Origin of the sequence: Sphingomonas sp. Mn802worker, from assembly GCF_000382485.1 — a bacterium.
Classification (GTDB): Bacteria; Pseudomonadota; Alphaproteobacteria; order Sphingomonadales; family Sphingomonadaceae; genus Sphingomonas.
Window position 1 is genome coordinate 224,915 of record NZ_AORY01000012.1, and the last position, 11,580, is coordinate 236,494.

At 65.2% G+C, this 11,580-nt stretch carries 11 protein-coding genes; 6 read left to right on the top strand and 5 right to left on the bottom strand.

Annotation, left to right across the window (positions count from 1 at the left end; genetic code table 11):
* Window positions 1–42 precede the first annotated feature (42 nt).
* Complete coding sequence (gene eno / locus SMN802W_RS0111070) at window positions 43–1,323, bottom strand: phosphopyruvate hydratase (protein WP_019516974.1); 1,281 nt, start codon at window positions 1,321–1,323, stop codon at window positions 43–45.
* A gap of 116 nt (window positions 1,324–1,439) precedes the next feature.
* On the opposite strand from eno, the gene SMN802W_RS0111075 reads away from it, so the two are divergent.
* The 4 genes from SMN802W_RS0111075 to SMN802W_RS0111095 all read left to right on the top strand — a co-directional run bounded on the left by SMN802W_RS0111075 (window position 1,440) and on the right by SMN802W_RS0111095 (window position 3,440).
* Entirely contained in the window at window positions 1,440–1,967 is a 528-nt protein-coding gene (locus SMN802W_RS0111075) for a hypothetical protein (protein ID WP_019516975.1), read from the top strand.
* 52 nt (window positions 1,968–2,019) lie between these two features.
* Entirely contained in the window at window positions 2,020–2,355 is a 336-nt protein-coding gene (locus SMN802W_RS0111080; protein ID WP_026326025.1) for a phage holin family protein, read from the top strand.
* A gap of 344 nt (window positions 2,356–2,699) precedes the next feature.
* Complete coding sequence (locus SMN802W_RS16935) at window positions 2,700–3,176, top strand: hypothetical protein (RefSeq protein WP_019516978.1); 477 nt, start codon at window positions 2,700–2,702, stop codon at window positions 3,174–3,176.
* Window positions 3,177–3,215: 39 nt separating this feature from the next.
* Complete coding sequence (locus SMN802W_RS0111095; protein ID WP_019516979.1) at window positions 3,216–3,440, top strand: DUF4170 domain-containing protein; 225 nt, start codon at window positions 3,216–3,218, stop codon at window positions 3,438–3,440.
* A 213-nt stretch (window positions 3,441–3,653) separates the two neighbouring features.
* Here SMN802W_RS0111095 and greA read toward each other — a convergent pair whose 3' ends face one another.
* The 3 genes from greA to carA form a co-directional block, all read right to left on the bottom strand.
* The gene (gene greA / locus SMN802W_RS0111100) at window positions 3,654–4,130 is read right to left on the bottom strand and encodes a transcription elongation factor GreA (protein ID WP_019516980.1); all 477 of its coding nucleotides are present in this window, start codon (window positions 4,128–4,130) and stop codon (window positions 3,654–3,656) included.
* Window positions 4,131–4,207: 77 nt separating this feature from the next.
* Window positions 4,208–7,561, bottom strand: a complete 3,354-nt coding sequence (carB, locus tag SMN802W_RS0111105; RefSeq protein WP_019516981.1) for a carbamoyl-phosphate synthase large subunit — start codon at window positions 7,559–7,561, stop codon at window positions 4,208–4,210.
* A 349-nt stretch (window positions 7,562–7,910) separates the two neighbouring features.
* Complete coding sequence (gene carA / locus SMN802W_RS0111110; protein ID WP_019516982.1) at window positions 7,911–9,101, bottom strand: glutamine-hydrolyzing carbamoyl-phosphate synthase small subunit; 1,191 nt, start codon at window positions 9,099–9,101, stop codon at window positions 7,911–7,913.
* Window positions 9,102–9,228: 127 nt separating this feature from the next.
* On the opposite strand from carA, the gene SMN802W_RS0111115 reads away from it, so the two are divergent.
* The gene (locus SMN802W_RS0111115) at window positions 9,229–9,696 is read left to right on the top strand and encodes a GatB/YqeY domain-containing protein (protein ID WP_019516983.1); all 468 of its coding nucleotides are present in this window, start codon (window positions 9,229–9,231) and stop codon (window positions 9,694–9,696) included.
* A 35-nt stretch (window positions 9,697–9,731) separates the two neighbouring features.
* Here the strand turns inward: SMN802W_RS0111115 and serB are convergent, their stop codons facing one another.
* Window positions 9,732–10,610, bottom strand: coding sequence for a phosphoserine phosphatase SerB (gene serB / locus SMN802W_RS0111120; RefSeq protein WP_026326026.1), 879 nt, complete (start codon window positions 10,608–10,610; stop codon window positions 9,732–9,734).
* Between the two features lies 1 nt (window position 10,611).
* Between serB and miaA the strand changes: the two genes are divergently transcribed.
* Window positions 10,612–11,520 (top strand): tRNA (adenosine(37)-N6)-dimethylallyltransferase MiaA, encoded by a 909-nt coding sequence (gene miaA / locus SMN802W_RS0111125; RefSeq protein ID WP_019516985.1) that lies wholly within the window; start codon window positions 10,612–10,614, stop codon window positions 11,518–11,520.
* Window positions 11,521–11,580 lie beyond the last annotated feature (60 nt).

Here is an 11,580-nt window from a genome sequence, read left to right on the forward strand (position 1 = left end):
GCGCGACAAAATCGCGCAGATGCGCCCTGCTTGCAAGACGCTTCAGCGCGTGCGGAGCACGTCGCGACCCGCGTAATGCGCGACCTTGTCCAGTTCCTCTTCAATGCGGATCAGCTGATTGTACTTGGCGAGCCGATCCGACCGCGCCAGGCTGCCGGTCTTGATCTGCCCGCAATTGGTCGCAACCGCGAGGTCGGCGATCGTCGCGTCCTCGGTCTCGCCCGAACGATGGCTCATCACCGCGGTGTAGCCCGCGCGCTCGGCGATGCGGATCGCCTCGAGCGTCTCCGACAGCGTCCCGATCTGATTGACCTTCACGAGCAACGAGTTGGCGAGTCCGCGGCCGATCCCGTCGCGCAACCGCTTCGGGTTGGTGACGAACAGGTCGTCGCCGACCAGCTGCACCTTGCCACCGACCGCGTCGGTCAACGCCTTCCAACCTTCGAAATCGTCCTCGGCCATGCCGTCCTCGATCGACAGGATCGGGTAGCGTGCGACGAGATTGGCGAGGTATTCTGCCATCGCACCGGGTTCGAGCGTCAGGTTCTCGCCCGAGATGACGTATTTGCCGTCCTTGAAGAACTCGGTCGCCGCGCAGTCGAGCGCCAGCATCACGTCGTCACCCGGCGTGTAGCCGGCCTTCTCGATGCTCACCATGATGAAGTCGAGCGCATCGGTCGTGCTGGCAAGGTTGGGCGCGAAGCCACCCTCGTCGCCCACCGCGGTCGCCAGCCCCTTGTCGTGCAGGCCCTTCTTCAGCGTGTGGAAGATTTCCGAGCCGCACCGCACCGCCTCGCTGAGCGACGGCGCACCGACCGGCATGATCATGAACTCCTGGAAATCGATCGGATTGTCGGCGTGCTCGCCGCCGTTGATGATGTTCATCATCGGTACCGGCAGTACATGCGCCGCGACGCCGCCGACATAACGGTAGAGCGGCAGCCCGCGCGCATCCGCTGCTGCCTTTGCGACAGCCAGGCTGACCCCAAGGATCGCGTTGGCGCCCAGCCGCCCCTTGTTCTCGCTGCCGTCGAGCGCGATCATCGCGTGGTCGATCTCGAGCTGGTCCTCGGCGTCCATGCCGACGATCTCGCCTGCGATCTCCTCGTTCACCGCGGTGACCGCCTGATCGACGCCCTTTCCGCCCCACTTCGCCTTGTCGCCGTCGCGCCGCTCGACCGCCTCGTGCGCGCCGGTCGACGCGCCCGAGGGAACGGCCGCGCGGCCGAAGCTTCCGTCCTCCAGCAGCACATCGACCTCCACCGTCGGATTACCGCGGCTGTCCACGATCTGGCGTGCGTGTATGTCGATGATTGCGGTCACGTAACGATCCCCTTAGCTTTTCCGGCAAAGCAATGTCGTGGCCGGCTGTAGCGAGCGGCGTGTGAAGCCGCAACGCGAGGGAACCGGCGGCGATGCACGGGGTTCACGACAAAACCATGAAGGATTTGATCACGATGGCCGACCCGATCGATCGCAGCGAATTGTCCCCGATGACGAGCGCCGACATCGAGCCCGCTGACAGCAATGCCTCGGCCCAGCCAGTGGCCTCATCGAAGGGTGATGCTGGCGCAACGTTGTCGGCCACGGCCACTGAAACACAGGATACACTCAAGCAAGGTGCGTCGAACCTGCGTGGTCAGGCGACCGACCGCGTGCGCCTGCTCGCTGAAGACGGCAAGTCGAAGGCGACCGATGCACTCGGTCAGCTGACCCAGATCCTGAACGATGCGGCGGCGCAGGTCGATGACAAGATCGGGACGCAGTACGGCCAATATGCACGCAACGCTGCCGATCAGGTGCAGTCATTCGGTGCCAAGCTTGACGAGACCACCGTCGACGAAATCTTCGACGAAGCGCGTGAGCTGGTAAAGAAGAGCCCAGGCGTCGCTGTCGGCATTGCCGCAGCGCTGGGCTTCGTCGTGGCGCGTCTGGTGTCCGCCGGTGTCGAGCAGCGCGGCGCCTGACTCCATGAACGATCCCAGCAACGTGACGCCGATCAGGCGCGCGGCCGGTGCGATGCAAGGGCGTGTTGCACCGGAAGCAAGTTTGACGACTCTTGTGTCGCAGCTGGCCGGTGATGCGAAAGACTTGGCGAGCGCAGAACTAGCCTTGCAAAAGGCGAAGGTCGGCGAGGCGATCGGCCGCTACAAAAACGCGATCGTCTTCTTCGCAGCGGCTGCCGTGCTCGCACTCGCGGCGTTGATTGCGCTGCTCGTCGGAATGATCGACACGCTCGCGACGTTGATCGGCCCAGGTTTCGCCACGCTGGTGGTCGTCGGGGTTACGCTGCTGATCGCGGCAACACTCGGGATCGTCGGCAAGAACCGCTTCTCACCCAAGGTCCAGGCGTGAGCAGTCCTGCCGATGTTGCCGCCGCGGAGGCGCGTGCTGTAGAGGCGCGAGCACGGCTCAACGGAACGGTAGAGCAGCTACAGGGGGAGCTTGCACCGCGCAAACTCGCCCGCACCGCTGTCGCCGGTGTCAGTGACGGGGCGCAGAGCGCCGCCCGCGCGTCGATCAAGACCGCGATGCAGCGTCCTGGTGCGGTCACCGGAGGAGTTGCCGCAGTGGTTCTCTTCCTCTGCCGCAAGCCGCTCGCCCGCGCCCTCGGTCTCGCCAAGCGCCCACCATCGCCCGCAACACCCCTTCATCTAAAGCGCCCCCGCTAATCATCTACGTTCGAAAGGAACGACGACATGACCGAGCATCATCACGCACACGATCACAGCACGTTGCGCGACGGACTGGACAGCGCCAAGGCGGCGGTGAGCGATGCGGCTCAAACCACGCGTGAGAAGGCGCGCGAAGTCGCACATCAAACGGCACATGCAGCCGAAGCCAATCCGCTCGCGATCGTCGCCGGCGGCGTGGCGCTGGGTGCGCTGATCGGTGCGGTCGTCCCCCGGAGCGCCAAGGAGAAGGAACTGCTTGCGCCGGTCGGGAAGCGGCTCGGCGCGACCGCCCTGGCCGCCTTTTCTGCCGCAAAGGAAAGCGGCAAGAGCGAGCTGCAGAACATCGGGCTGACAAAGGGCGGAGCCAAGGAACAGGTGAAGACACTGCTGCAAAATGTAGCCGGTGCCGCCGCTACTGCAGGCAAGGCAGCAGCATCAGCCGGCAAGGACGAGCTGCGTCACGCCGGTGACAAGCCGGTCGCCGGCTCAACGCCCGCCTGACCCTTCACCTTTATCGCCGAGGACGCTAGAGGAGCGCGCATGAGCAAGCTTCATCTCGTCTTCGGCGGTCGCGTCAGCGATCCGCGCACGCTGGAATTCAACGATCTCGCCTCGATCGACGTCGTGGGCGTCTACCCGGATTACGCCAGCGCCGAGAAGGCCTGGCGCGGCGCGGCACAGCGCACGGTCGACGATGCCGAGATGAAGTATGTCGTGGTGCACCTACACCGTCTGTTCGAGCCAACTCTGACCGCCGAGGCCTAAGCCTGCTCCGGTGACATGGCTAAAGGAAAGTCGGTTGCCGAGCATAGCCGGACGGCCAAGTTTGCGATGTTCGGCGACGTGAAGCTAACAGGCCGCCTGTAACAGAGGTGCCTGTTAGAGGCGTCAACGAGCCAACAAACAGGCGCTAGTGTCGTCAGCGGTGCGTCTCATCACCCCGGCTGCAACGATGTCAGCCAAGGCGATGCCCCTGGGTCAGATGAATTCGATCTTCGACACCAGATAATAGCGGTCGCCCGACGGGACGGTGACTTCGACCTCATCATCGACGCTCCGTCCGATCAACGCACGACCAAGCGGCGAATTGTAGCTGATGCGGCCACCCTTCGCGTCGGCCTCGGTCTGGCCGACGATCTGATAGCGGATCGGCTTGTCGTCCTCGTCAAGCAGTGTCACGGTTGCGCCGAATACGATCTTGTCACCCGACAGATCACGCGGATCGATGATCTGCGCGCGGCTGAGCTTGTCCTCGATATCCGCGATCGATGCCTCAATCTGCCCCTGGCGTTCCTTTGCGGCGTGATACTCGGCGTTTTCTGAAAGATCGCCGTGCGCACGCGCTTCCTCGATCGCGTCGACGATCTGCGGGCGCTCGGTTTTCAGACGCTTCAGGTCCGCATTCAGCTTCTCATAGCCTTCCTGCAGCATCGGCATCTTTTCAACGGTTGCCATGCGTCACTTCCTTCAAACGCCCCCGAGCGGCCTCCCCTGCAAAGGCCGCACGCACGATCACACTGTATGTCCGAGGTTCAGTTGTGCGATTGCGAATAATAGGATTGCAACGGTCGCACTTCAAGCGCCCCGCGCTCGCCGGCACGCGCGCCTGCCGCGATGGCTTTCGCCGCCTCGATGCTGGCCGATGCGGTTGTGAAATACGGAATGCGGCCGTTTACCGCGCTGGCGCGGATCGGCTGCGAATCCTTCAGGCTCTGCCACCCTTCGGTCGTGTTGATGATCAAGGCGATGCCGCCATCCTTGATCCGGTCGACGATATGTGGACGACCCTGCGCGACCTTGTTCACCAGTTCGACCGGCAATCCGGCGCGCGACAGATAATCCGCCGTGCCGCCCGTCGCGATGATCGCGAAGCCCGCGTCCACCAGCTGCCTTGCCGCAGGCACGATCAGCGGCTTGTCGCCATCCTTGACACTCACGAACACGGCGCCCGTGGTCGGCAGCACCGTACCCGCACCAAGCTGCGCCTTCGCAAATGCAGTGGTGAAATCTCGGTCGATCCCCATCACCTCACCGGTCGACTTCATTTCCGGGCTGAGCACGGGATCGATTCCGGGAAAGCGGTTGAACGGGAACACCGCTTCCTTGACCGCGAAGTAATCGATGTCGCGATCGATCGGCGGCAGATCGCGCAGCTTCTCGCCCGCCATCACGCGCGCGGCGATCTTCGCGATCGGCGCGCCGATCGCCTTGGCGACGAACGGCACGGTGCGGCTGGCGCGCGGGTTGACCTCGATGAGGTAGACCTGACCATCCTTGACCGCGAACTGGATGTTCATCAGCCCGACGACACCCAGCCCGCGAGCGAGCGCCTCGGTCTGGCGCTCGATCTCGGCGATGATCTCGGCCGACAGGCTGTACGGTGGGATCGAGCACGCGCTGTCGCCCGAGTGGACGCCCGCTTCCTCGATATGCTGCAGCACGCCCGCGACCACGACATCGTCGCCGTCGCAGATCGCATCGACATCGACCTCTACCGCGTCGCGCAGATATTGATCGATCAGCACCGGCGAGTCGCCCGACACTTGAACCGCGGTAAGGATGTAATCGTCGAGTTGCTGGTCGCTGTCGACGATCTCCATCGCGCGTCCGCCCAGCACGTAGCTCGGCCGCATCAGCACGGGATAGCCGATCCGGTGCGCGACCGCGATCGCCTCGTCGCGGCTGCGCGCAATCCCATTCGAGGGTTGCAACAGCTTGAGTTTGTTGACGAGTGCCGCGAAGCGCTCACGATCTTCGGCGAGGTCGATCGCGTCGGGCGCGGTGCCGAGGATCGGGATGCCTGCCGCCTCCAGCGCGCGCGCGAGGTTGAGCGGCGTCTGCCCGCCGAACTGCACGATCACACCCACCAATTCTCCACGCGACTGTTCGACGTGGAGAATTTCGAGCACATCCTCGGCGGTCAGCGGCTCGAAATAGAGCCGGTCGGAGGTGTCGTAGTCGGTGCTCACCGTCTCCGGGTTGCAATTGACCATGATCGTCTCGAACCCGGCGTCCGCCAGCGCGAAACAGGCGTGACAGCAACAATAGTCGAATTCGATCCCCTGCCCGATCCGGTTGGGTCCGCCGCCAAGGATCACGATCTTGCGCCGGTCGGACGGCATCGCCTCGTTCTCGGGCTCGCCGAACGACGGCGCCTCATAGGTCGAGTACATGTACGGCGTCTTCGCGTCGAACTCGGCCGCGCAGGTGTCGATCCGCTTGAACACCGGCCGAACGCCCAGCTTCACGCGGTGCGCGCGCACCTCGTCCTCGGTCACGCCGCCGGTCATCGCCTTGACCGCCTCATGGATCAATCCCGACCCGCGCGCGATCCCGCGGCTCATCCCGCGCAGATTGGCCGATTGCAGCGCCAGCCAGGCGAGCCGCTTGTCGCTGAACCCCATCGATTTCAGCCGGCGCATACCCGCCGCATCGATCGGCAGGCCGTTTTCCATCACTTCCGTCTCGGCAGCGACGATCTCGGCGATCCGCTCGAGGAACCACGGATCGTACTTGGCGATCGCGTGGACCTCGGCGACGGTGAAGCCTTCGCGAAGCGCCTGTGCTGCGACAAGCAGCCGGTCGGGCGAGGCGACCGCAAGCGCCGCCTCGATCTCCGCGCGCGGCGCGCCGATCAGGCGATCGACGTTGTTGAAGCCCGACAGCCCGGTTTCCAGCCCGCGCAGCGCCTTCTGCATCGACTCGTGGATGTTGCGACCGATCGCCATCACTTCGCCGACCGACTTCATCGCGGTCGACAGCACGGCCTCCGCGCCCTTGAACTTCTCGAACGCGAAGCGCGGGATCTTCGTCACGACATAGTCGATGGTGGGTTCGAACGCCGCCGGGGTAGCGCCCGTAATGTCGTTTTCGATCTCATCGAGCGTGTAGCCGACCGCTAGCTTCGCCGCGACCTTGGCGATCGGAAAGCCGGTCGCCTTCGACGCCAGCGCAGACGATCGCGACACGCGCGGGTTCATCTCGATCACGATCAGGCGGCCGTCCTTCGGGTTGACCGCGAACTGGACGTTAGAGCCGCCCGTCTCCACCCCGATCTCGCGCAGCACCGCGACGCTGGCGTTGCGCATGATCTGATATTCCTTGTCGGTCAGCGTCAGCGCGGGCGCGACCGTGATCGAATCGCCGGTGTGCACCCCCATCGGGTCAACGTTTTCGATCGAGCAGATGATGATGCAATTGTCCGCGCGGTCGCGGACCACCTCCATCTCATATTCCTTCCAGCCGAGCAGCGATTCCTCGATCAGCACCTCGGTCGTCGGCGAGGCGTCGAGGCCCTTGCGCACGATGTCGAGGAACTCCTCACGGTTGTACGCGACGCCGCCACCGGTGCCGCCCAGAGTGAAGCTCGGCCGGATAATCGCGGGCAGCCCCACCTTCTCCAGCCCTGCGAGTGCCTCGGCCTCGGTATGCGCAATCGCGGAGCGCGCGCTCTCCAGCCCGATCTTGTCCATCGCATCGCGGAATTTCAGCCGGTCCTCCGCCTTGTCGATCGCATCGGCATCAGCCCCGATCATCTGCACGCCGAACTTCTCGAACGTGCCATCGCGGAACAGCGCGAGCGCAGTGTTGAGCGCGGTCTGCCCGCCCATCGTCGGCAGCACCGCATCGGGGCGCTCCTTCTCGATGATCCTGGCGACGACCTCGGGCGTGATCGGCTCGACGTAGGTCGCGCCGTCGCTGCCGACCAGATCGGGATCGGTCATGATCGTCGCCGGGTTCGAATTGACGAGGACGATGCGATAGCCCTCCTCGCGCAGCGCCTTGATCGCCTGCGTGCCCGAATAATCGAACTCGCACGCCTGACCGATGACGATCGGCCCCGCGCCGATGACGAGGATGGTGGAGATGTCGGTGCGTTTGGGCATTAATATCTCTTGTGAAGGAGGCGGTCGTGCATCGCCAGCTGCCGTCTAATGGCTCGCGACAATTTGCCGAGGCTTCTCAGTCGTGGTGTTCGATCGATATAATTGGCCAGTCGTCGCAAGCGATCGTTGTTAAGCAGTTGCGGCACGGCAAGCCGGAAAGCTTTTGGCGTCCTTTGATCAACCTCAACAAAGACGATGCCGTAATGTTCAGCGATCCGCTTCAAGCCCGAGCGAGCGAGGTGAGGTCCGAATCTAAGCGGCGGAATTGACCTTCGATTGACCCTAATATCACGTGCAAACTCGAAACGTCGAAACCGATATTCGGGTCGCCAAGGCTTTCGATTAGCGGTCAACGCAAAGAACCTACAAACCGTTCAAAAAGGTAAAAGCTGTCCTGCGGCCCCGGGCTCGCCTCGGGATGATACTGCACTGAGAACGCCGGCCTATCGGTCAACTCAAGCCCTGCGTTGCTGCCGTCAAACAGCGACACGTGCGTTTCGCGCGCGTTCGCCGGCAGGCTGTCGCGTTCGACCGCAAAGCCGTGGTTCATGCTGGTGATCTCGACCTGCTCGGTCGCACCATCGGCATCGACGCGCTTGACCGGGTGGTTGGCGCCGCGGTGGCCTTGGAACATCTTGGTCGTGCGCGCGCCGACCGCGAGCGCGAGCAACTGGTGACCGAGGCAGATGCCGAACAGCGGCTTGTTCGTCTCGAGCAGTTGGCGGATCACCGGCACCGCATACTCGGCCGTAGCGGCGGGGTCGCCGGGACCATTCGACAGGAAGATGCCGTCGGGCGCGAGCGCCATCACCTGCTCGAACGTCGCGGTCGCAGGCAGGACGCTGACCTTGGCCCCTGCGTGAACAAGGTTGCGGAAGATGTTGTGCTTGCTGCCGTAATCGATCGCCACGACGTGCGGGCGCGCCTCGCCTTCCGCGCCACCATAGCCGAAGCCGAGCCGCCACGGACCGCCCTCGCGCGTTTGGCCCCAGGCGTAATGCGTCTCGGTCGACACGGCCTTGGCAAGGTCCATGCCCTCGAGCCCGGGCCACACGCGTGCCATCTCCAGCAGCGCGTCGAGGTCGAACTCGCCCGCCGCCGAGTGCGCGACGACGCCGTTCGGCGCACCGCCGGCGCGGATGCGCTTCGTCAGCGCACGCGTGTCGATCCCCGACAGGCCGATCCGCGCGTGGCGGCGCATCCAGCCGTCGAGGTTCTCGACCGCGCGGAAGTTCGACGGCGCGGTCACGTCCTCGCGCACGATCATGCCGAGCGCGTGCGGCGCGTCGGCCTCGATATCGTCGGGGTTGGCGCCGACGTTGCCGATGTGCGGAAAGGTGAAGGTGATGATCTGCCCGGCGAACGACGGGTCGGTCATGATCTCCTGATACCCGGTCATCGCGGTGTGGAAGCACACCTCGCCCACCGCAGCGCCTTCCGCACCGAAGCCGCGACCCCAGACGACCTCGCCCGAGGCGAGCACGAGGACACCGGTCGCCCCTTCCGGTTTAGGCGCGTGCAAAGGCTTGGCGTCGGCCATGATCGGCGGGCACTCCGTGTCAAAATCTGCGATGTCGCTAAGCCCCGCCCGCTAGTGCCACCGTCTCCGTTCGTCAACCAATCCCAGCCCCTCGCCTCCGCCGCGCACCCGCGCTATCGCAGCCGCCATGATCAGAGACGACATCAAGCAAGCCCAGATCGCCGCCATGAAGTCGGGCGACAAGGAAGCCCGCGCCGCAATCGGCCTCATCCAGGCCGCGGTAAAGAACCGCGACATCGAGGCGCGCACCAGCGGCGCGCCCGAACCCGGCACGCCGGCCGACGACGCACTGGTCGTCGAGGTGCTGCAGAAGATGGTCAAGCAGCGCCGCGAATCGATCGACATGTATCGCAAGGGCGGACGCGAAGAACTGGCGGCGAGCGAGGAAGCCGAGGTCGCGGTGATCGAACGTTTCCTCCCCCAGCAGATGAGCGAGGACGAGACCCTCACAGCGATTGAGACGATCAAGGCCGAGCTAGGTGCCGGTGGCATGAAGGACATGGGCCGCGTCATGGCCGAGCTTAAAGCGCGTCACGCCGCCAACCTAGACATGAGCAAGGCCAGCGGGCTGGTGAAGGCCGCACTGGCGGGCTGATCGGGTGATGACCGGCTGAGCGGCGATCGCCCCGCTCAGTCGACCCACTCGGCGCGTGGTATCCCCTGCGCCCATAGCAACGCGGAGAGATCGTTATGGTCGATCCGCGCGCCCGCGGCCGCGGCCACGACCGGCTTGGCGTGAAAGGCGATGCCGAGCCCGGCGACCTCGATCATCGTAAGATCATTAGCACCATCTCCCACGGCAAGCGTCGCCCACTCGCCTAGGTCCAGCTCCGCGCGGTAATCGAGCAGCGTCGCCTTCTTGGTCGCAGCGCCGACGATCGGGCGCGCCACCGTTCCGGTCAGCTCTCCGTGCTCAATCTCCAGCACGTTGGCGATCGCGCGATTAAAGCCGATTTCGGCCGCGACCGGCTCGGCGAAGCGAGTGAAACCGCCCGACACCAGCACTGCGGTTGCGCCGCGCGCGCGCATGGTCCGCACCAACGTCCGCGCACCCGGCATCAGCGTGACCCGCTCGGCGCGGCAGCGGTCGATCGCCGTCTCGTCCAGCCCGCGTAGCAGCGCCACACGCGCGTCGAGCGCCGCCTCGAAGTCGAGCTCGCCGCGCATCGCGCGTTCGGTGATCTCGGCAATCTGCGGCTTGATACCGGCATAGCCGGCCAATTCGTCGATACACTCGACCGTGATCATGGTCGAATCCATGTCGGCGACGAGCAGCTGCTTGGCGCGTCCCTCGACCGGCTGCACGACGACATCGACGTGGTCAAACACACCCTCCAAAGCGGCGCGTGCAGCCTCAGGCGCTGACCCGAACGTCACGTCTGCCGCGTCACCCTCGTCGATCCAGGCGACCGTCGTCGGCGTGCACCCCGCCGCCGCCAGCCGGTCGCGCGCGTCCGCCAGCGTGTTGGGCGCGAGCCGCCCCGCTGCTATCAGCGTTGCTGTGAACATCGTGTCGTCCCCTACCCCGCGGCCCAGGGTCGCGCTCATCGCAGGGCCGACCGCGAGCGGCAAGTCCGCGCAGGCGATCGAACTGGCGGAACAGATCGGCGGCACGGTGGTCAACGCCGACGCGAGCCAGGTCTACCGCGACCTGCGCGTGCTGAGTGCGCGGCCGTCGCCCGAGGACGAGGTGCGCGTGCCGCACCGACTGTTCGGCTACGTCGATGGCGCGGAAGCGTGTTCCGCGGCGCGCTGGGCGAAGGACGCGGCGACCGCAATCGACGAGGTCCACGCGGTCGGCGGCGTGCCCGTGCTGGTCGGCGGAACGGGGCTCTACCTGCGCACCCTGCTCGACGGCATCGCACCTGTTCCTGCCATCGACCCTGAAGTGCGGGCGACCGTGCGCGCGCTACCGGTCGCCGACGCGCACGCCGCACTGGCGCAGGAGGACCCCTCCGCTGCCGCACGCCTGGCCCCCGCCGATACCACGCGGGTTGCGCGGGCGCTGGAGGTCGTGCGCTCGACCAGCCGGCCGCTGTCGCATTGGCAGCAGCAGCGTCGCGGCGGGATCGGCGACCGCATCGCGCTCTCGGCAACCGTGCTGCTGCCGGAGCGAGAAGAACTGTTCGCGCGCTGCGATCGGCGGCTTGAGACGATGTTCGACGACGGCGCCATTGAGGAAGTCGCCACGCTGATCGGCCGCCCCGACCTACCCGAAGACGCGCCGGTGCGACGCGCGATCGGCGTGCCGGAGATCGCCGCGATGCTTGGCGGCATCATCAGCCGCGAGGAGGCCATGGCGCGTACGCAACTCGCCACCCGGCACTATGCCAAGCGGCAATATACGTGGTTTCGCAACCAGCCCCCTTCTTCATGGCTACGTACTGAAATGCCTAGTTTGCAATTTTATTTCGTTTAACTTGGTTGACGCGCAACTTTACATAGCATAGCGCGCCGCCACACCGCGAGCACCTGCTCG

Excerpts from the sequence above, each read along its gene's own strand:
- SMN802W_RS0111075 (WP_019516975.1), top strand. The coding sequence starts at position 1,440 with ATGAAGGATTTGATCACGATGGCCGACCCGATCGATCGCAGCGAATTG.
- SMN802W_RS0111080 (WP_026326025.1), top strand. The coding sequence starts at position 2,020 with ATGCAAGGGCGTGTTGCACCGGAAGCAAGTTTGACGACTCTTGTGTCG.
- SMN802W_RS16935 (WP_019516978.1), top strand. The coding sequence starts at position 2,700 with ATGACCGAGCATCATCACGCACACGATCACAGCACGTTGCGCGACGGA.
- SMN802W_RS0111095 (WP_019516979.1), top strand. The coding sequence starts at position 3,216 with ATGAGCAAGCTTCATCTCGTCTTCGGCGGTCGCGTCAGCGATCCGCGC.
- greA (WP_019516980.1), bottom strand. The coding sequence starts at position 4,130 with ATGGCAACCGTTGAAAAGATGCCGATGCTGCAGGAAGGCTATGAGAAG.
- carB (WP_019516981.1), bottom strand. The coding sequence starts at position 7,561 with ATGCCCAAACGCACCGACATCTCCACCATCCTCGTCATCGGCGCGGGG.
- carA (WP_019516982.1), bottom strand. The coding sequence starts at position 9,101 with ATGGCCGACGCCAAGCCTTTGCACGCGCCTAAACCGGAAGGGGCGACC.
- SMN802W_RS0111115 (WP_019516983.1), top strand. The coding sequence starts at position 9,229 with ATGATCAGAGACGACATCAAGCAAGCCCAGATCGCCGCCATGAAGTCG.
- serB (WP_026326026.1), bottom strand. The coding sequence starts at position 10,610 with ATGTTCACAGCAACGCTGATAGCAGCGGGGCGGCTCGCGCCCAACACG.